This window comes from Gordonia terrae (assembly GCF_001698225.1).
GTDB classification, from domain to species: Bacteria; Actinomycetota; Actinomycetes; order Mycobacteriales; family Mycobacteriaceae; genus Gordonia; species Gordonia terrae.
Genome location: NZ_CP016594.1, coordinates 3089012 through 3108490, shown reverse-complemented (window position 1 = coordinate 3108490; position 19479 = coordinate 3089012). Strand labels below are relative to the sequence as shown.

Sequence of the window (19479 nt, the reverse complement as noted above, 5' to 3'; positions counted from 1 at the left end):
GCTCGTTGAGTAGGTGAGGAGCGTAGCGACGAGCCGTATCGAAACGACCCCGGCCGTCGCTTCTAACCGCCCGCGGTTCCCGACGGCACCGACGCTGCCGTCGAGCTCGCCGGGACGCTGGCCGGCCCGTAGACCAGCCGGTTGATCGCGACGATCGCGCCGTCCTCGGGGGTGGGCATCGGGTTCGGAGTCCGGGGGAAGGTCACCGTCGGCGTGGCCGCGGGCATCGGGGCGTCGCCCCGGAAACCGAGCTCGGTGAGCAACCGGAGCTGCTCGGGTTCCGAGGCGAACTGGATGAACTCGGCGACGGCATCGGTCGCCGATTCGGTCACCTCCGGTCCCGACAGACGGATCACCGGATAGTCGGCGATCGGTGTCGGACCGGACGGGATCAGTTCGGCCAGCCGCGCACGGTCGTCGTCGCGGGTCATCTGGAACAGGCGCTGCTCGGTGATGGGTACGACGTGGATCGGCGCCCGAGCGGCATCGGGGGCGTCGGCGATCGTCGTCGCGGCGCCCTGGGGTGTCCCGTCCGGGGAGAGCGGGGCGCCCTCGAGCATGGCGCGGACGCTGGAGCTCACCCGCGGGGACTCGGCGTCGGTTGTCGTCAGCGGACCGGTGGTCCGGGTGACGCGGGTGGCGACCGCCTGGGCGGCGAGTGCGCTCGCGTCGGACTGTGCCCCGATCGGCATCGCCATCCGCAGCGACCCCCAGCCCTGGAGGCCGAAGTCGGTGAGCGAGTTGTCCCGACGTTGCAGCGTGGGGATCTGAGACCAGTCGAGACGTCCGTGGAGGGCGGTGTCGAGTTCGGGCGACACGGCCAGAACGACCGGTGTCGAGACCAGGGAGCGTGTGTTGCCCTCGATCGCATCGGGTTTCGCCGCCGCGAGATCTGCCGACCACACCGACGACTGCGGGACCCAGGCGGCCGGATGGGCGCCCATCGACTCGGTGTCCCACGACCCCGACAGACCGTCGAGGGTGATCTTGGCGTCGCCCGGGCGGACGTCGACGGTGACGCACTTGTCGCGTACGACCGGATTGGTCGCACCGAAGTTGCGGGCGACCGCCGCGAGCCCCGGCGCGATGTCGGGGTCGGCGATGATCGGGACCGACTCACGGCCTTCGACGCATTGCGCGGCGGCCTGTTCGGCCTGGCGATCGATCCGATCGCCGAGGTCTCGCCAGGTGACGACGACTGCGGCGACGAGCAGGATCGACAAGAGGGCGGCGACGACACCTCGGCTCACGCCGCGGCTACGGATGCTCTCCCCGCCGCTACTCCGATGATGTGCCAACGCCGATGCCCTCCCTGCTCGGTGCGTCCCTCGCCCGGTCGGCCGTGGCGACCCGGTGCGCAGTGCAGGGTACGACGATACGCCGTGCCGATCCTGGACGGTTCGGCACGGTCGTATCGCCTATGTCGAGACCGGCGCGGTCAGCCCGCCGGGTTCGCCGCCTTGTACTCGCGGCGACGGCGGTGCAGGATCGGCTCGGTGTAGCCGCTGGGCTGTGTCGTGCCCTCCAGGATGAGCTCCTTCGCTGCCTGGAACGCGATGTTGGAGTCGAAGTCCGGCGCCAGTGGACGGTAGGTCGGGTCGCCGGCGTTCTGACGGTCGACGACCGGGGCCATCCGCTCGAGCGATGCGACGACGTCGGCTTCGGTCACGATGCCGTGCCGCAGCCAGTTGGCGAGCAACTGACTCGAGATGCGCAGTGTCGCACGGTCTTCCATCAACGCGACGTCATGGATGTCGGGCACCTTCGAGCAGCCGACGCCCTGGTCGATCCAGCGGACGACGTAACCCAGGATCGACTGACAGTTGTTGTCGAGTTCCTGCTGCTTCTCCTCGTCGGACCAATCGGTCTTGGGGGCGAGGGGAATCGTGAGGACGTCGTCGACGGAGGCGGGGTCGCGCTTGGCGATCTCGTCCTGGCGCTCGAACACGTCCACCTGGTGGTAGTGGAGCGCGTGCAGGGTGGCGGCGGTCGGCGACGGAACCCATGCGGTCGTGGCACCGGCGTTCGGGTGCCCGATCTTCTGCTCGAGCATGTCGGCCATCAGGTCGGGCATGGCCCACATGCCCTTGCCGATCTGCGCCTTGTGCTGCAGGCCCGCGTGCAGACCGGTGTCGACGTTGAAGTTCTCGTAGGCACCGATCCAGGTCTGCTGCTTCATCTCGCCCTTGCGCACCATCGCGCCGGCTTCCATCGACGTGTGGATCTCGTCGCCGGTGCGGTCGAGGAACCCGGTGTTGATGAAGACGACGCGCTCGGAAGCCGCGTTGATGCACGCCTTCAGGTTCACCGTGGTGCGGCGCTCCTCATCCATGATCCCGACCTTGAGCGTGTTCTCGGGCAGGCCGAGAACCTTCTCCACGCGGCCGAACAGTTCGACGGTGAAGGCGACCTCGTCGGGCCCGTGCATCTTCGGCTTCACGATGTAGACCGAACCCGTTCGCGAGTTCTGCAGTCCGTTGTCGGACATGCCGTGGATGCCGATCAGCGACGTGATCAGGCCGTCGAGGATTCCTTCCGGGACCTCGTTGCCGTCGGCGTCGAGGATGGCGTCGTTGGTCATCAGGTGTCCGACGTTGCGGACGAAGAGCAGCGAGCGGCCGTGTAGGTCGAAGGCGGTGCCGTCGGGCGCGGTGTACTCGCGGTTGCCGTTGAGCACTCGGGTGAAGGTCTTGCCGCCCTTGCTGACCTCTTCGGCGAGATCGCCCTTGTTGAGGCCGAGCCAGTTGCGGTAGCCGATGACCTTGTCCTCGGCGTCGACGGCGGCGACGGAGTCCTCGAAGTCCATGATCGTGGTGATCGCGGACTCGACGACGACGTCCTTGATGCCTGCCGGGTCGGTGGATCCGATCGGCGACGACGGGTCGATCTCGATGTCGAGGTGAAGTCCGTTGTTGCGCAGCAGGATCGACGTCGGCGAGGCGGCGTCGCCCCGGTACCCGACGAAGGCGGTCGGGTCGGCGAGAGTCGACGTCTTGTCGCCGTCGAGCTTGACCTGGAGCGCGCTGTCGACGACGGCGAAGGACCGCACATCGGTGTAGCTGCACTGTTCGAGCGGCACGGCCTTGTCGAGGAAGTCCTTGGCGTAGGCGATGACCTTGTCGCCGCGGACCTTGTTGTACGACTTGCCCTTCTCGGCTCCGTCGGTCTCGGGGATCGCGTCGGTGCCGTAGAGCGCGTCGTAGAGCGAACCCCAGCGTGCGTTGGAGGCGTTGAGCGCGAAGCGCGCGTTGAGGACCGGGACGACGAGCTGCGGCCCGGCGGTGTCGGCGATCTCGCGGTCGACGCCGGCGGTCGTGATCTGGAAGTCCGCGGGCACGTCGACGAGGTAACCGATCTCGGTCAGGTACGACTTGTACGCGTCGAAGTCGGCGGTACCGGGGGTGAGGTCGGCGTCCTTGTGATCCCGATGCCAGGCGTCGAGCTTGCTCTGCAGGTCGTCGCGGACGGCGAGGAGTTCGCGGTTGCGCGGGGCGAGATCGGTGATCACCGATGCCGCGCCGGCCCAGAAGGCGTCCGCATCTACACCGGTACCGGGCAACGCCTCGTTGTTGATGAAGTCGTGCAGGACGGTAGCGACCTGCAACCCGTTGACGGTGATCCGGTCAGACATGGCAGCCTTTCTCGAGCGAAATGACAACGCATACATGCTACTCGTCGGTAACGGTGGGCGGCAGGCGCCTCCCGTCACGTGTGGTGAGCGCGCTCCGCGAGCTCGGTGCAGAGGGTGAGCAACCGAGACCGCAGAGTCGTCCCGAGCTCGGCGATCGCCGACTGTTCGCGGACGTAGTCGGCCCGGCCCGCAGGGGTCTCGATGCGAACCGGCTCGTACCCGAGGCCGCCGAGGTCGTACGGACTGGCTCGCATGTCGAGGTCGCGCGCGCGGAGGGCCAGCGCGAAGCAGTCGAGAGTCAGGTCCGATGGCACGAGCGGCGACAGGGTGAAGCAGTACCGGTAGAGATCCATCGTCGCGTGCAGGCAACCGGGTTGTTCGTGTTCGATCTGGGACGCCCGGGTGAGCGTGGCGTCGTTGCGCGGCCGCGCCGGGTCGGTGAAGAACCGGAAGGCGTCGAAGTGCGTGCACCGCAGCGGCATGGATTCGACGACGGCATCCGTGCCCGCACCCCCCAGACGCAGCGGGAGATCGTGCCGGGTGTCGTCGGTGCGGTAGACCATCGCCCACTCGTGCAGGCCGAAACAGCCGAGCCGGACGGGCCGCCGGGCGGTGGCACCGAGCATGTCCACGGCCGCGACGAGAGCGTCGGCCCGGTGCCGGAGGTGCGCTGCTCCGACGCGCACCCCGGCGTCGGTCTGTTCGTAGCCGCGCAGGCCGAGGAATTCGTCTGCGTCTTCCAGGACCACGCCGTAGCCGGGATGCCAGCGCAGCACGTGCGCGGGTCGCGAGGAGTAGTAGGTGAACAGGAAGTCGATCACCGGATGTCGGGCACCGCGGCGGCGCGCGTCGAGGTAGGGACCGATCAGTTCGTCGACGGCCCGGCGATGTGTCGCACGCCGCGATCGCCACTGGTCGGCCGTCAGGACGGAGGCGCCGCGAACCGGGGCCGTGGACGGCAGTCGTGAACTCGCCACCGTCGTCACACCCGATGGGTCTCGTCGCGGACGTTGCCGACGAACTCCTCCACCAGATCGGCGAGGGGGACGATGCCGATGGTCCGGCCGCTGTCGTCGACCACGGCGCCGAGATGCGAACTGGACCGACGCAGCACCCCGGTGGCCTCGTCGAGCGGGGTGGTCGAGTCGATGACCGGCAATGGCCGGATCTTGTCGACGCCGATGATGGTGTCCGATCCGATGTGCTCGTCGAGGATCTCGTCCAGCACGTCTTTCAGATGCAGGTAGCCGGTGAACGTGCCGTCGGGCCCGCGCACCGGGAATCGGGAGAATCCGGTCTCGGTGACCGCCTTCTCCACGGCGCCCAGCGTCGGCCCGATGCCACCGGTGCCGGACACCTGCACGCCGACGCTGCGCATCTGTTCGAGCGGGATCATCACCTCCGACACCGTCCGGCCGATGGACTGCAGGGCCCGGGTCAGACGTTCGTGCTCCTCGGCGTCGAGCAGACCCTCCTGCTTGGACTCGCCGACCATCTCGGCCAGTTCGCCGAGCGACACCGTGGATTCGAGTTCGTCCTTCGGCTCCACGCGGAGCAGTCGAAGCGAGATGTTCGCCAGCCAGTTGTAGAAGGCGATCAACGGCCGGACCAGCCGGATGAACAGCAGGTGCGCCGGCACGAGCAGCATCGCCGACGACTCCGGTCCGGCGAGTGCGATGTTTTTCGGCACCATCTCACCCAACAGGATGTGCAACACCACGACGAGCGACAGCGCGATGGCGAACGAGATCGGGTGCAGCAGGGCGTCGGGAACGTGTGCGAGGTGCAAGGGTGCCTCGATGAGGTGCGCGACCGCGGGCTCGCCGACCCGGCCGAGCAGGATCGAGCAGATCGTGATGCCGAGTTGTGCCCCGGCCAGCATCAACGACAACCGCTCGCCGGCGTGGATCACGGTACGCGCACGGGACTTCCCGCTCTCGGCGAGCGCTTCGAGGCGGTCGCGACGTGCCGAGATCAGGGAGAACTCGGCGCCCACGAAGAACGCGTTGCCGGCGAGGAGGACGACGGTCAGCCCGACCGCCCAGAGATCACCCATGGGAGTTCCCGTCGTCCCTCGGCACGTCGATGCCCTGGTGGGCGGGCAGCGGGAGATCCTGTCCCTCCGGCGCGGGCCGGATGGCGACGACGTCGACCCGGCGTCCGTCCATCTGGGCGACCGTCGCCCGCCAGGTGATGTCCGGCCCGCGGTCCGGCGACTGTGAGGTGTCGTCGTCGGTCTCGCCGACGGGCGACCGGCGCGGGAGGTCCACCGCGTCGTCGACGGCGGGGATGCGCCCGAGGCAGTACATGATGAGCCCACCCAGCGTGTCGTACGGCCCGTCGGGCGCGTGGTAGCCGGTGGCGTCGTACAGCTCGTCGATCCGCAACAACCCGGCGCACAGGTAGCCGTTGCCGTCGACAGCCACGTCGGCTCGTTCGTCGTCGTGTTCGTCGGTCACGTCGCCGAGGATCTCCTCGATGAGGTCCTCGGTGGTGACGATGCCCGCGGTGCCGCCGTATTCGTCGATCACCACGCACAGCTCCATGCCGTCGGCGCGGATCCGCTCCATGAGCGCATCGCCGTCGAGGCTCGCCGGCACCCGCGGGACCGGCCGGGCGATCGACGTGACCGACGTGGTGGCCTGTCGCTCCGGTGCGACGGTGAAGGCCTGCTTGATGTGGACGACCCCGACGAGGTCGTCGAGGTCACCGTCGATCACGACCGGGAACCGGGAGTGGCCGGTGCGCGACGACGCCATGACGAGGTCGCGGACGGTGTCGGCGCGATCGAGGCAGTCGATCGTGACGCGGGGGGTCATCAGGTCCTCGGCGGTGAGCTCGCCGAAACGCAGTGACCGGTCGACGAGGGTCGCGGTCTGCTGATCCAGGGCGCCGCGGCGGGCCGAATTGCGGACGAGCGAGACGAGTTCCTGAGGCGACCGCGCCGAGGCCAGCTCGTCGGTCGGTTCGATGCCGAGACGGCGCACGATCCAGTTCGCGGTGCCGTTGAGTCCGTTGATCGCCCAGCGGAACACCGCCGAGAACACGGTCATCGGACCCGCGGTGGCCCGTGCGACCGCAAGCGGCTTGGCGATCGCCAGGTTCTTCGGGATCAGCTCGCCGAGGACCATCGACAGCGAGGTCGCGATCACCAGCGCGAGGATCAGCGACGTCGCCGACGCGACGGAGTCGCCGACCCCCAGTGCGTTCAGTGGTGGTCGCAGTATCCGGGCGAGGACCGGTTCGGCGATGTAACCGGTGATCAGCGTCGTGATGGTGATGCCCAACTGGGCGCCGGAGAGCTGGAACGACAAGGTGGAGTGCGCGCGCTGGACCATCCGCGCTCGCCGGTCCCCGCGATCGGCGACATCGGCGGTGATGGTCGAGCGTTCCAGCGCGGTCAGCGAGAACTCGGCCGCCACGAACAGGGCGGTCCCCAGCGTCAGTGCGATGAATCCGACGAGACTCGCGACCAGGAGGAGGATCTCCACGTCACCACCCGCCCGGCAGGGGTCGTCCTTCGGCGAAGCCGGCGGGCGACTGGATCCCCAGCACCACCTTGTCGTGCAGTTCGCGTAGGTTCCGCGCACCGGTGTAGGTGGCGGTGCTGCGGACACCCGAGCAGATGTGATCGATCAGGTCCTCGACGCCGGGACGATCCGGGTCCAGACGGATCCGCGAACTCGAGATGCCCTCTTCGAACAAGCTCTTGCGTGCCCGGTCGTAGGTGCTGTCGCCGCTCGACCGCGCCGCGACCGCCCGCTTCGAGGCCATGCCGAAGCTGACCTTGTACGGGCCCTGCGCATCGACGAGCAGGTCGCCCGGCGACTCGTGGGTGCCGGCGAACCACGAGCCGACCATGACGTTCGACGCCCCCGCGGCCAGGGCCAGGGCCACGTCGCGTGGGTGCCGGACACCGCCGTCGGCCCACACCGACGCACCGTGTCCGGCCGCGACGGCGGCACACTCGGCGACGGCCGAGAACTGGGGGCGTCCGACGCCGGTCATCATCCGGGTCGTGCACATCGCGCCCGGTCCGACTCCGACCTTGACGATCGATGCCCCCGCATCGATGAGATCGAGGGTGCCCTCGGCCGAGACCACGTTGCCCGCGGCGATCGGAACGCCCAGGTCCGCGCCGGCGACCGCCGACAGCGCCGTGAGCATCTTCTCCTGGTGACCGTGCGCGGTGTCCATGACAAGCAGGTCGGCGCCCGCGGCGACAAGCGCTCGAGCCTTGCCCACGACATCGCCGTTGATGCCGACGGCCGCCGCGATGCGCAGCGAGCCGGCCGCGTCGACATTCGGGGTGTAGATCGCGTGGCGCAGGGCGCCGACCCGATTGAGGACCCCGGCGAGCCGACCGTCGGGTTCGACGAGCACCGCGAGGCCGAGGTGCAGATCGCCGAGTGCGTCGAAGACCTCACGGGGCGGGGTGTCGACGGGCAGCGTCACGATGTCGGGGTCGGCGACGTCACGCACTCGCGCGAACCGGTCGACGTCGCGACAGCGCTTCTCGGTGACGACCCCCACCGGGCGGCCGTCCTCGACCACGACGGCCACCCCGTGTGACCGCTTCGGGATCAACGCGACCGCGTCGGTCACCGACGCCCCCGGATCGAGGGTGACCGGGGTGTCGGCGACCAGGTGCCGCGACTTCACGTACGCGATGGACGCGGCGGCCGCCTCGATGGGCAGGTCCTGGGGGAGAACCACGAGCCCACCGCGGCGGGCCACCGTCTCGGCCATCCGCTTGCCCGCGACCGCCGTCATGTTCGCCACGACCAGCGGGATCGTGGTCCCGCTGCCGTCGGACGTCGACAAGTCGACGTCGAAGCGCGAACTGACGTCCGACCTGCCCGGGACGATGAACAGATCGTCGTACGTCAGATCGTGTGTCGGCCGGTGGCCTTCGATGAATCGCACTGGAGTTCGCAGGCTCCTATTCGGTCACTTCCGAGCGGTCACCGCTCCACAGGGTGTGGAACGTGCCCTCCTTGTCGATGCGCTGGTAGGTGTGCGCGCCGAAGTAGTCGCGCAGGCCCTGGGTCAGCGCGGCCGGGAGGCGGTCGGCACGCAGACCGTCGTAGTACGACAGCGACGATGCGAATGCCGGCACCGGGATACCGAGGAGGGTCGCGGTCGAAACCACCCGGCGCCAGCTGTCGATGCCGACCTCGACGGCCTCGCGGAAATACGGGGCGAGCAGCAGGCTCGGGAGGGCGGGGTCGTCGTGGTAGGCCTCGCGGATGCGGTTGAGGAACTGCGCCCGGATGATGCAGCCGCCACGCCAGATGGTGGCCAGCGCGCCGCGGTCGACATCCCAGCCGTATTCGGCGCTGCCGGCGGCGATCTGATCGAAGCCCTGCGCGTAGGCGACGACCTTCGACGCGTAGAGGGCGGTCTTGATGTCGTTGACGAAGGTCTCGCGATCGGCGGGGGCCGAGCCGAGGTTGCCCGACGACAGCCCGCGGGCCGCGACGCGCTGATCGGTGGCGCTCGACAGCGCGCGGGCGAAGACGGCCTCGGCGATCCCGGTCGTCGGGATGCCGAGATCGAGGGCGGACTTCACGGTCCAGCGACCGGTGCCCTTCTGGCCCGCGGCGTCGACGATGACGTCGACCAGCGGCTTGCCGGTCTCGTCGTCGACCTGGCTGAGGACCTCGGCGGTGATCTCGATCAGGTAGCTCTCGAGTTCGGTGGTGTTCCAGTCGCGGAAGACGTCGGCGATCTCCGAGACCGGCATGTCCAAGGCCTTGCGCATGAGGTCGTAGGCCTCGCCGATGAGCTGCATGTCGGCGTATTCGATGCCGTTGTGCACCATCTTGACGAAGTGGCCGCTGCCGTCGGGGCCGATGTGGGTACAGCACGGCTCGCCGTCGACCTGGGCGGCGATGGATTCGAGGAGCGGTCCGAGCGATTCGTACGACTCGACGGGGCCGCCCGGCATGATCGACGGGCCGTTCAGCGCCCCCTCTTCGCCGCCGGAGATGCCGGCGCCGACGAAGTTGAGTCCTCGAGCCGACATCGCGGCCTCGCGACGGATGGTGTCGGTGTAGAGGGCGTTGCCACCGTCGATGATGATGTCGCCCGGCTCCATCGCGTCGGCGAGTTCTTCGATCACGGCGTCGGTCGGGTCGCCGGCCTTGACCATGATGAGCACCCGGCGCGGACGCTCGAGGGCCGCCACGAACTCGGCCACGGTCTCGGTGCGGATGAATTCACCGTCGCTGCCGTGGTTCTCGAGCAGTGCATCGGTCTTGGCGATGCTCCGGTTGTGCAGCGCGACCGTGTACCCGTGACGGGCGAAGTTGCGTGCGATGTTCGAACCCATGACGGCCAGGCCGGTGACACCGATCTGGGCCTTCGCGGAGGAGGACGAGGAGTCGACGTTGTTCATGCGGACAGCCTATTGCCTCTGTGTCCGAACCGGCGATCTGCCTCCGCGTGTGATGCCGGGCCGACGCAGCCGGGTGCGACGGGCGGTCAGAATGCCGACATGAGGCGGTTGAGCTCGGTGAGCCACGGGATGGCGACCGCGAGGGTCGGGAGCACCAGGATCGCGGCGGCCGCGACGTAGGCGCCGGCGGCGACGACCCGGGCGGGGCGGTCGTCGCGCAGACGGTGGACGCGCGTCAGGGTGGTCGGTCCGCCGACCGCCATCGCACCGCGCGGGGCCACCGCGTCGGCGCAGGCGACCAGGGCTCGGCCCAGCGTGGTCGGGGTGGTCGCGCGAACGGCCTGATCATCGGCCAGCGCCTCGACGAGGAGTTCGGTCGCGCCGAGCGCGGAGCTGCTGCGCACGAATCGGGGGAACGCCTCGTGCAGGGCGATGAAGGCCTCGAGCACGAGGTCGTGCCGGGCACGCAGGTGGGCTCGTTCGTGGGCGATGACGGCGACGAGTTCGTCTCGGGTCAGGCGATGGACGACGCCTTCGCTGACCACGACGCGCTGGCGCAGGCCCGGCAGGCAGTAGGCGAGGGGTTGCTCGACGTCGATCATCCGGACGTCACGAGCGTAGAGCGGGTCGTCGGCGTCGTCGGTCCGATCGCAGCGGTCGAGGATGTCGATGAGCTGGCGGTGTGCCTTGCGTCGGGCGCGGGTGCGCACACCGACGCGGATCACCGTGTAGAACAGGCGCGCGCCGACCAGGAGGGTCAGGACGAAGACGCCGACGCAGAGGAGCCACAGCGGCCAGCCGAGCCGCTCGATCTCGCGGACCGGGTGGGTGGTCGGCGTGCCGTCCGGACCGATCACGAGGATGTTCGCCGCGATCGCCAGGCCACAGCTGAACGCCGACAACACGGCTGCCAGGGCAATGGCCTGCCACAGCGTCATCGCCGCGCGTGGCGCTCGGATCGGCCATCGTGCCCGCGACAGTGCTTCGGGTACGGGTCCGGCGAGCACCAGGCTGACGATGCCGAAGAGCAAGGCGGTCATCTGGTGATTCCTAAAAGTGGGCTGCGAGTGGGTGGTGTCGCGAATCTAACCGGTGTCGCTCGTTCCGCGTGCGGCTTCGAGCTCATCGAGTGCGGAACGGAGGGCGGCCGCCTCGTCGGCGCCGACGCGTCCGACGAACGACACGAGCGCCGCGTGACGCGACCCGGGTGCATCGGCCTCGCTCAGCGCGTCGACCATCAGACTCGCCACGAGGTCTTCACGAGGGTGGGTCGGTACGTACTTGTGCGCCCGGTCGTCGCGGATCTGCGTCACGAGGTTCTTCTTCGCCAGCCGCTGCAACACGGTCATGACGGTGGTGTAGGCGAGGGAACGGTCACGCGACAGGTCGGCATGCACCTGCCGCACCGTCTGCGGGGCAGAACTCTCCCACAACGAGTCCATCACAGCGCGTTCGAGGTCGCCCAGGCCATTCATCTTTCGCATTTTACTGCTCTGCCTCCGATAGTGGGTCCGCTGGATACCCAGTTGTTGCTCACATGCGTGCCGTGCACGTGTCCGAGGAGCGATCACGCCTCTGACGTGGACATTCCCGCGGCGCTTGACACGTTGGTAAGGCTAGCCTACATTAAGTGTCACGTCGGACCGCGTGAGAGTCCTGAGGGCTGCAGAGACCCCCGGTCCACGGCACGGAAGGCCCCGCATCTCCCAGAGGTGCGGGGCCTTCCGGTATCCACAGATGGACAACGGCCCGCCCCCTCCTCGTGTTCCCGCGGGGACACCGATCGCGAGCCGGACTGGTGTCGCGACGTCCGAAGGCTCATGCGACTGTTGACGTCATGACTGCGAACAGTGCGGACGAGGTTCTCCGGGATTCATTCGGCAAGGGACTCGACGGCGTCCTCGGACTCGGGGTCGTCGAGGCGGGGCCCGACCGGATCGTGGCGACGATGGAGATCACCGAGAGTCACCATCAGCCGTTCGGGATCGTGCACGGCGGGGTCTACTGCGCGGTCGGCGAGAGTGTCGCCAGCATGAGCGGCTTCCTGTGGCTGCAGGACTCCGGTATCGGCGGCACCGCCGTCGGGGTGAACAACAACACCGACTTCCTGAGGTCGGTGCGGGCGGGCACGGTCACCGCGACGTCCACCCCGATCCACCGGGGCCGCCGCCAGCAACTCTGGGCCGTCGACATGGTCGACCAGGACGGCGCGCTGCTGGCCCGGTCGCAGGTGCGACTGCAGAACATCGAGGTCAAGTAGGCCGCTGAGGCCCGCGTCACGCCGGCGTCGCTCGGCGCGCCGACCCTGTCGCGGCATGGCAGGATGTCTCCTACTGCCCGGCCGGACCACACCGATCGACCGCCGGCCGACCACCCCCGAGGAGCGCTCCCGGTGCGATTGTCGCCCCATGAACAAGAACGGCTGCTGATCTCGTATGCGGCCGAACTGGCCCGCAGGCGGCAGGCGCGCGGTCTGAAGCTCAACCACCCGGAGTCGGTTGCGCTGATCACCGATCACGTCCTCGAAGGCGCCCGTGACGGCCGCTCGGTGGCCGAGCTGATGACCTCGGGACGCGAGGTCCTGCGGCGCGACGACGTGATGGACGGCGTACCGGAGATGCTGCACGACGTCCAGGTCGAGGCGACCTTCCCCGACGGCACCAAGCTGGTGACCGTGCACGACCCGATCGCCTGAGCCCCGACCGAACGAGACAGGTGGTGGACGGTCCGTTCGCGACCCGTCCCGTCCGCCGAACCGCAGCACTCCAGGAAGGACCGAGATGTCGGGTACGCACTCCACCGGCCCGCGATCGACGATCGTGCCGGGCGAGGTCATCGCCGCCGACGGGACCATCGAACTCAACGCGGGCGTCGACGCCGTCGAGCTCCGCGTCGTGAACTCCGGTGATCGCCCGGTGCAGGTCGGCAGTCATGTGCACTTTCCGCAGTCGAACGAGGCGCTTGTCTTCGACCGTGCGCGGGCCCACGGCCGCAGGCTCGACATCCCCGCCGGCACCGCGGTGCGCTTCGAGCCGGGAATCGAGATGACCATCGGCCTCGTCCCGCTCGGCGGCACCCGCGAGGTGTACGGGATATCCCTCGATCCTCCCGGCGCCTGCGGCCCGGTCGGCGCCGTCCCCAGTGACGAGAGTGAGTGACGCATGGCCATCCTGGGACGCGACCGCTATGCCCAACTGTTCGGCCCGACGATGGGCGATCTGATCCGGCTCGCCGACACCGACCTGCTCATCGAGGTGACCGACGATCTGTCGGGTGGGCCGGGACGCGCCGGCGACGAGGCGGTCTTCGGCGGCGGCAAGGTGATCCGCGAGTCGATGGGACAGAGCCGGGCCACCCGCGCCGACGGCGCTCCCGACACGATCATCACCGGTGTCGTCGTCCTCGATCACTGGGGAATCATCAAGGCGGACCTGGGGATTCGCGACGGCCGCATCGTCGCGATGGGCAAGGCGGGCAACCCCGACACCATGGACGGGGTGCATCCGGACCTCGTCATCGGACCGTCGACCGAGATCATCGCGGGCAACGGCAAGATCGTCACCGCCGGCGCGATCGACTGCCACGTCCATTTCATCTGTCCGCAGATCATGGACGAGGCGCTGGGCAACGGGATCACCACCGTGGTCGGCGGCGGGACGGGACCGGCCGAGGGCAGCAAGGCGACCACCGTGACGCCCGGCGCGTGGCACCTGGCGTCGATTCTCGCCGCCACCGATCACTGGCCGATGAACATCGCACTCCTCGGCAAGGGCAACACGGTCAGCGCCGAGTCGATGCACGAGCAGATCCGCGCGGGCGCTTCGGGTTTCAAGCTGCATGAGGACTGGGGCAGTACACCCGCGGCCATCGACGCCTGCCTGCGGGTCGCCGACGAGACCGGCGTTCAGGTCGCGTTGCACTCCGACACCCTGAACGAGGCCGGGTTCGTGGAGACCACTCTCGGCGCGATCGCGGGCCGGGGCATCCACGCCTATCACACCGAAGGCGCCGGCGGTGGTCACGCGCCGGACATCATCACGGTCGCGGCATACCCGAATGTGCTTCCGTCGTCGACGAATCCGACTCGTCCGCACACGGTCAACACACTCGACGAGCACCTCGACATGCTGATGGTCTGTCACCACCTCAATCCCACGGTCCCCGAGGATCTGGCCTTCGCCGAGAGCCGGATCCGCCCGTCCACGATCGCCGCCGAAGACCTGTTGCACGACCTGGGTGCCATCTCGATGATCGGGTCGGACTCGCAGGCGATGGGCCGGATCGGCGAAGTCGTGCTGCGCACGTGGCAGACCGCCCACGTGATGAAGCGCAAGCGAGGGTCCCTTCCCGGCGACGGGCGTGCCGACAACACTCGCGCACGGCGCTACGTCGCGAAGTACACGATCTGCCCGGCGCGCGCGCACGGCTTCGACGACGAGATCGGCTCGGTCGAGGTCGGCAAGCTCGCCGACCTGGTGGTGTGGGATCCCGCGTTCTTCGGGATCCGGCCGGATCTGGTCATCAAGGGCGGCGCCATCGCCTGGGCGGCGATGGGCGACGCGAACGCCTCGATACCCACGCCGCAACCGGTCTTCCCGCGACCGATGTTCGGCGCCGCACCGAAACTCGCGGCCGCCACGTCGGTCAGCTTCGTGGCCCCGGGCGCCGACGCCGACCTCGCCGGCCGGATCGGCGTCGACCGCAGGCTCGTTCCCGTCAAGAACACCCGCGGCGTCGGCAAGGCCGACATGATCAACAACGACGCGTGCCCGACGATCGAGGTCGATCCCGACACGTTCACGGTGAGGGTCGACGGTGAGGTGTGGGAATCCGAACCGGTCGCCGAACTCCCGATGGCGCAACGGTATTTCCTGTTCTGATGCGATCCGGCGACACCACCTCCGCGCCCCTGGCGATGATGCTCGCACTGGCGGATTCGCGACTGCCGGTGGGCGGGCACGTGCACTCCGGCGGGGTCGAACAGGCCATCGCCGACGGATTCATCCGCACTGCAAGCGATCTCGCGTCCTTTCTGTACCGCCGGGTGACCACGAGTGGTCTGGTCGCGGCGTCGGTGGCGGCGGCGGTCGCCGACGGTGCACTCGACGTGTCCCGCGCCCAGCGCGAGACCGACGCGCGCACACCGTCATCCGCAGCGCGGAAGGCGTCGCTCGCGCAGGGTCGTGGCATGGCGCGCCTCGCACGCCGGATGTGGCCGGACACCGACTGGTCGGCTCATCGGCCGTCGACGCATCTCCCGGTCATCAGCGGGTCGATCGGCGCGGTGTCGGCGCTCTCGGGATTCCACACCGCGCTGATCCTCGTGTACACCACGATGAGCGGGTCGGCGACCGCCGGTCAGCGTCTGCTCGCACTCGACCCCGCCGACGTGTCGATCATGATCGCCGAACTCGGCGCCGAGTGCGAACGGGTCGCCGCCGAGGCCGCGGTCGGTCTGGCGGACCTGTCCGACCCGGTCCTCGACATCTTCGCCGAACGTCATGAGCGGCAACCGATGCCGCTCTTCATGTCCTGACCCCGCCCGACCTGACCAGACGATGTCGCGCAACCGGACATCGCCGACCGAGAGGAGTTCCCATGCCCCCGCATCTCATCGACGGGCAGCCGCACACCCACGATCACGACCGGCCGCGCCGTAAGCGGGAACCCGGCGAGGCCCTGCGGATCGGCATCGGTGGCCCCGTCGGGTCCGGCAAGACCGCGCTGGTGGCCGCGCTGTGCCGGCAGCTCCGGGACGAGTTGTCGGTGGCGGTGCTGACCAACGACATCTACACGACCGAGGATGCCGACTTCCTCCGTCGCAACGCCGTTCTGCCCGATGAGCGGATCACGGCGGTCCAGACCGGCGGGTGCCCGCACACCGCCATCCGCGACGACATCACCGCCAATCTCGACGCCATCGACGATCTCGTCGAGGCGAACCCGCCCCTCGACCTCATCCTGGTGGAGTCCGGCGGCGACAACCTCACCGCCACCTTCTCGACAGGTCTGATCGACGTGCAGATCTTCGTGATCGACGTGGCCGGCGGGGACAAGGTGCCGCGCAAGGGCGGTCCCGGCGTCACGTTCTCGGATCTGTTGGTGATCAACAAGATCGATCTGGCCGAACGCGTCAACGCCGACCTCGACGTCATGCGCCGGGACGCGGCGAAGGTCCGTGACGGCCGGCAGACCGCCATGATCTCGCTGACCGAGGATCCCGCCGCGACCGACGTAATGGCGTGGGTCCGGACCCAGCTGGCTGCCCAGGTCGTCGCCGGGTGACCATGCGCACCGAGGTCGACATCGTCGCCACCGTCGACCGCGGTGTGCGCCACCGGGCGGTCGGGGGCCTCGGCGTGCGGGTCACCGCTCCCGGCCATGTGCAGCTCATCGGTACGGCCGCGACACCGTTGGGCGGCGACGAGATCGTGGTCCGTATCGAGGTCGAACCCGGCGCGCACCTACGGGTGACCAGCGTCGCCGCGACCATCGCACTGCCCGCCCGTGACCGCGCCGACTCGTCGGCCCGGTGGGAGATGGAAGTCGAAGACGGTGGCCGGTTGCGCTTCGACCCGCAACCCACCGTCGTCGCGGGCGGTGCCCGGCATCGGTCCGACGTCACGGTGCGCCTGGCGTCCGGCGCCACCCTCGACCTGCACGAGCACGTGCAGATAGGCCGGGCTGCCACGATGACTGACTCGACGCTGGCCGACCGCGATCGGGCGGGTGCCTGGACCGGGGGACTGCGGGTAGACGTGGACGGCGAGGTGGTGCTGGCGCATCGCCTCAGGCTGGGGCACGGCACCCCAGCCGGCGCGGCCGGCCACCGCGCGGCCAGCAGCGTCTTTCGCTACCCGGACGACCGGTCGGGCGAGGTGCATGCGACGGAGTTCGCCGCTCGGCTCCAGCTGGCCGGCGGAGCCAGCCTGACGACTGCGCTCGCACCATCGGTCAGCGATGCGCAGCGGCTGGCCGACGACCTCGAGATCAGATCACTGGCCCCGGTGCAGTAGCGGCCGGTGCCGAAGCGCCTCAGCTCGCCTCGGCCTCGGATTCCTTGCCGTCGGCGTCCTTGCCCTCGGTGGGCACCGAACCCGTGGTCTCGGGGCCGGTCGACGCCGAGTCCACGGTCCCGGAATCGGTCTTGGCCGACTCCGACTCCGACTCCGACTCCGAGGAGGTCCCGGCCTTCTCCAGAGCCGACAGCTGACCGATGGCGGTACGCGCATACACCTGCTGCTCGGTCACCGCGAGCTGCGAGCGACCACGCGTGGTGAACGCGAAGAACCAGTTGATCAGCGTGTTCAACCGGTTGCGGAACCCGACCAGATAGACGAGGTGCAGTGCCAGCCAGCCGAGCCACGCGAAGTAACCCTCGGTCTCGAACGTCTTCTTGATGCCCGGGATCGGGACCTGCATCACCGCGGAGTACCGCGAGATGGTCGCCATCGACCCCTTGTCGTAGTAGCTGAACGGCTTGCGCTGGTCGGCAGTCTGCCCCTTGAGCTCGGCCTTGATGGCATCCGCCGCATACCGGCCGCCCTGGATCGCGCCCTGCGCGACACCCGGCACCCCGTCGACGGCCATCATGTCGCCCACGACGAACACCTCGGGGTGACCGGGGATGGTGAGGTCGGGTAGCACCTTGACGCGGCCGGCGCGGTCGAGTTCGACACCGGACTGCTCGGCGAGCTGCTGGCCGAGCGGGCTGGCCTGGACACCGGCCGACCACACCTTGCACTGCGATTCGATGCGGCGGGTGGTGCCGTCCTTCTCCTTGACGACCAGGCCGTCGTAGTCGACGTCGACGACCATCGCGTTCAGCTGGATCTCGACGCCCATGCGCTCGAGGCGGGCTGCGGCCTTGCCGCCCAGCTTCGGACCGAACGGCGGCAGGACGGCCGGCGCGGCGTCGAGCAGGATCACCCGTGCCTCGGTCGGGTCGATGTTGCGGAACGCGCCCTTGAGCGTCTTGTCGCTCATCTCGGCGATCTGCCCGGCCAGCTCGACGCCGGTGGGGCCCGCGCCGACGACCACGAAGGTCAGCAGCTTGGCGCGCTCGGCGGGGTCGTGCGACAGCTCGGCCTGCTCGAAGGCGCCGAGGATGCGGCCGCGCAGTTCGAGGGCGTGGTCGATGGTCTTCATACCGGGTGCGTATTCGGCGAAGTGGTCGTTTCCGAAGTACGACTGGTCGGCGCCTGCGGCCACGATCAGATCGTCGTACGGGGTGACCGTGATCCGCTCGAGAAGGCGGGAGGTCACGGTCTTGGCCTCCAGGTTGATGTCGAACACGTCGCCCATGAGGACGGCGGTGTTCTTCTGCTTGCGCAGGACCACGCGGGTGGCCGGCGCGATCTCGCCCTCGGCGACGATGCCGGTCGCGACCTGATAGAGCATCGGCTGGAACAGATGATGCGTGGTCTTCGCGATCAGGGTGACGTCGACGTCGGCCTTGGCCAGTCGCTGGGCGGCGAACAATCCGCCGAAGCCCGAACCGATGATGACCACTTTCCGGCGGGTCGTGGCTGCTCCAGCGGGGGCCTGGACGGCGGGGCTGCTCATCTCCAGACATCTCCTTCTAGGTCGTTGGGCGACGGTCGTGCGGACTTCGGCGGACCCGGTGGGGGCGCTACCCGGGGGAGCCGCGTAGCGCCGGGGCCGGAGTACGACCGTGCATGTTCTCAACGGTAGTCAATGATGATCCGATGGGCGCGGCCAGAGGGGTGTTGAGTTCACGCGGTGAGACCACCGGCCGCCGACCAGCGCTGGGACCGCTCCTGCCAGTCGGCGCGCAACAGCTCGTATTCGACCTCGGACCGGTCCCGGTCCGGGTGGATGGTGAGCAGTTCGGCCGAGTCGGCCGCGTCGTCGCACAGGTGGATCGCGCAGAGGGTCATGCCCAGCTTCTCCATCACACGACGCGAGGAAGCGTTGCGCGCGACGGTGCTCGCGAACACCCGGTCGGTCCCGAGGTGATCGAAGGCGAAGGCGACGAGGGCGAACGCCGCCTCGGTGGCCAGTCCACGACCCCACACCGTGCGGCGGAGGCGATAACTCAGTTCCAGTTCCGCGCGACAACTGTGGCGGGGGGTGCGCAGCGAGATCCAGCCGAGGAAAGCGGTGGTGGCGGGGTCACACAGCACCCAGGTGCCGGTGCCGTATCTCCGGTGCTCGGTCTCGGCGCGGGGCACCACCCACTCCTCGATGACGGCGCGCGGTGTCGCGGCGCCGCCGCTGACAAAGCGCATGACCTCGGGATCGCTGTCGAGATGGACGAGCTCGTCGACGTCGACCGCGGACACCGGGCGCAGACGAGCCCGTGCCGTGTCGATGTTCACCCGAGCCCCTCACCGCGCGCGGGGGTGCGCGCACCGATTCGCTTGTCGTCCTGCCCCGGCGAGTGAGTCTACGGTCTGGATGACGGTGACTCCTGCAGTTCGTCCCA

The 19479-nt window shown here is 68.9% G+C and carries 18 protein-coding genes; 7 read left to right on the top strand and 11 right to left on the bottom strand.

Going from position 1 to position 19479, the window contains the following annotated elements; genetic code table 11:
* Positions 1-62 precede the first annotated feature (62 nt).
* The 9 genes from BCM27_RS14030 to BCM27_RS13990 form a co-directional block, all read right to left on the bottom strand.
* Positions 63-1298 carry a substrate-binding domain-containing protein gene (locus tag BCM27_RS14030; RefSeq protein WP_033204908.1) on the bottom strand — a complete coding sequence of 412 codons (1236 nt, stop codon included), beginning with the start codon at positions 1296-1298 and terminating at the stop codon, positions 63-65.
* A 140-nt stretch (positions 1299-1438) separates the two neighbouring features.
* On the bottom strand, positions 1439-3631 hold the full coding sequence (locus tag BCM27_RS14025) for a malate synthase G (RefSeq protein WP_004022159.1): 2193 nt from the start codon (positions 3629-3631) through the stop codon (positions 1439-1441).
* Between the two features lie 74 nt (positions 3632-3705).
* Positions 3706-4608, bottom strand: a complete 903-nt coding sequence (locus BCM27_RS14020) for a 3-methyladenine DNA glycosylase (protein WP_231895873.1) — start codon at positions 4606-4608, stop codon at positions 3706-3708.
* Positions 4609-4613: 5 nt separating this feature from the next.
* Positions 4614-5687, bottom strand: a complete 1074-nt coding sequence (locus BCM27_RS14015) for a hemolysin family protein (protein ID WP_004022157.1) — start codon at positions 5685-5687, stop codon at positions 4614-4616.
* Positions 5680-7122, bottom strand: a complete 1443-nt coding sequence (locus tag BCM27_RS14010) for a hemolysin family protein (protein WP_004022155.1) — start codon at positions 7120-7122, stop codon at positions 5680-5682. Before BCM27_RS14010 ends, BCM27_RS14015 begins: the two co-directional genes overlap by 8 nt.
* Position 7123: 1 nt before the next feature.
* Positions 7124-8557: a GMP reductase gene (gene guaB1, locus BCM27_RS14005; protein WP_004022154.1), complete on the bottom strand. Its 1434-nt coding sequence runs from the start codon at positions 8555-8557 to the stop codon at positions 7124-7126.
* 16 nt (positions 8558-8573) lie between these two features.
* Positions 8574-10031, bottom strand: coding sequence for an NADP-dependent phosphogluconate dehydrogenase (gndA, locus tag BCM27_RS14000; RefSeq protein WP_004022153.1), 1458 nt, complete (start codon positions 10029-10031; stop codon positions 8574-8576).
* A gap of 86 nt (positions 10032-10117) precedes the next feature.
* On the bottom strand, positions 10118-11071 hold the full coding sequence (locus tag BCM27_RS13995) for a M56 family metallopeptidase (RefSeq protein WP_004022152.1): 954 nt from the start codon (positions 11069-11071) through the stop codon (positions 10118-10120).
* Positions 11072-11116: 45 nt separating this feature from the next.
* Positions 11117-11515, bottom strand: coding sequence for a BlaI/MecI/CopY family transcriptional regulator (locus tag BCM27_RS13990; protein WP_004022151.1), 399 nt, complete (start codon positions 11513-11515; stop codon positions 11117-11119).
* A 353-nt stretch (positions 11516-11868) separates the two neighbouring features.
* Here BCM27_RS13990 and BCM27_RS13985 point away from each other — a divergent pair, with 353 nt between their 5' ends.
* The 7 genes from BCM27_RS13985 (at position 11869) to BCM27_RS13955 (ending at position 17047) form a co-directional block, all read left to right on the top strand.
* A complete protein-coding gene (locus BCM27_RS13985; protein ID WP_004022150.1) occupies positions 11869-12291 on the top strand; it encodes a PaaI family thioesterase in 423 nt (140 codons plus the stop codon).
* A gap of 132 nt (positions 12292-12423) precedes the next feature.
* A complete protein-coding gene (locus tag BCM27_RS13980; RefSeq protein WP_004022149.1) occupies positions 12424-12726 on the top strand; it encodes an urease subunit gamma in 303 nt (100 codons plus the stop codon).
* 85 nt (positions 12727-12811) lie between these two features.
* Positions 12812-13189 (top strand): urease subunit beta, encoded by a 378-nt coding sequence (locus tag BCM27_RS13975; protein WP_004022148.1) that lies wholly within the window; start codon positions 12812-12814, stop codon positions 13187-13189.
* Positions 13190-13192: 3 nt separating this feature from the next.
* Positions 13193-14911, top strand: a complete 1719-nt coding sequence (locus BCM27_RS13970) for an urease subunit alpha (RefSeq protein WP_004022147.1) — start codon at positions 13193-13195, stop codon at positions 14909-14911.
* A complete protein-coding gene (locus BCM27_RS13965) occupies positions 14911-15567 on the top strand; it encodes an urease accessory protein UreF (protein ID WP_004022146.1) in 657 nt (218 codons plus the stop codon). The genes BCM27_RS13970 and BCM27_RS13965 overlap by 1 nt, the downstream gene beginning before the upstream one ends.
* 62 nt (positions 15568-15629) lie before the next feature.
* Positions 15630-16316 (top strand): urease accessory protein UreG, encoded by a 687-nt coding sequence (ureG, locus tag BCM27_RS13960; RefSeq protein ID WP_004022145.1) that lies wholly within the window; start codon positions 15630-15632, stop codon positions 16314-16316.
* A gap of 2 nt (positions 16317-16318) precedes the next feature.
* Positions 16319-17047 (top strand): urease accessory protein UreD, encoded by a 729-nt coding sequence (locus BCM27_RS13955; RefSeq protein WP_004022144.1) that lies wholly within the window; start codon positions 16319-16321, stop codon positions 17045-17047.
* Between the two features lie 19 nt (positions 17048-17066).
* Here the strand turns inward: BCM27_RS13955 and BCM27_RS13950 are convergent, their stop codons facing one another.
* Both BCM27_RS13950 and BCM27_RS13945 read right to left on the bottom strand, forming a co-directional pair.
* Complete coding sequence (locus BCM27_RS13950) at positions 17067-18596, bottom strand: NAD(P)/FAD-dependent oxidoreductase (RefSeq protein ID WP_004022143.1); 1530 nt, start codon at positions 18594-18596, stop codon at positions 17067-17069.
* A 170-nt stretch (positions 18597-18766) separates the two neighbouring features.
* Positions 18767-19372, bottom strand: a complete 606-nt coding sequence (locus BCM27_RS13945; RefSeq protein ID WP_004022142.1) for a GNAT family N-acetyltransferase — start codon at positions 19370-19372, stop codon at positions 18767-18769.
* Positions 19373-19479 lie beyond the last annotated feature (107 nt).

Bases quoted from the DNA above. Each gene is read 5' to 3' on its own strand.
- BCM27_RS14025 (WP_004022159.1), bottom strand. From the start codon at position 3,631: ATGTCTGACCGGATCACCGTCAACGGGTTGCAGGTCGCTACCGTCCTG.
- BCM27_RS14015 (WP_004022157.1), bottom strand. From the start codon at position 5,687: ATGGGTGATCTCTGGGCGGTCGGGCTGACCGTCGTCCTCCTCGCCGGC.
- gndA (WP_004022153.1), bottom strand. From the start codon at position 10,031: ATGAACAACGTCGACTCCTCGTCCTCCTCCGCGAAGGCCCAGATCGGT.
- BCM27_RS13995 (WP_004022152.1), bottom strand. From the start codon at position 11,071: ATGACCGCCTTGCTCTTCGGCATCGTCAGCCTGGTGCTCGCCGGACCC.
- BCM27_RS13990 (WP_004022151.1), bottom strand. From the start codon at position 11,515: ATGCGAAAGATGAATGGCCTGGGCGACCTCGAACGCGCTGTGATGGAC.
- BCM27_RS13985 (WP_004022150.1), top strand. From the start codon at position 11,869: ATGACTGCGAACAGTGCGGACGAGGTTCTCCGGGATTCATTCGGCAAG.
- BCM27_RS13975 (WP_004022148.1), top strand. From the start codon at position 12,812: ATGTCGGGTACGCACTCCACCGGCCCGCGATCGACGATCGTGCCGGGC.
- BCM27_RS13970 (WP_004022147.1), top strand. From the start codon at position 13,193: ATGGCCATCCTGGGACGCGACCGCTATGCCCAACTGTTCGGCCCGACG.
- BCM27_RS13965 (WP_004022146.1), top strand. From the start codon at position 14,911: ATGCGATCCGGCGACACCACCTCCGCGCCCCTGGCGATGATGCTCGCA.
- ureG (WP_004022145.1), top strand. From the start codon at position 15,630: ATGCCCCCGCATCTCATCGACGGGCAGCCGCACACCCACGATCACGAC.
- BCM27_RS13955 (WP_004022144.1), top strand. From the start codon at position 16,319: ATGCGCACCGAGGTCGACATCGTCGCCACCGTCGACCGCGGTGTGCGC.
- BCM27_RS13950 (WP_004022143.1), bottom strand. From the start codon at position 18,596: ATGAGCAGCCCCGCCGTCCAGGCCCCCGCTGGAGCAGCCACGACCCGC.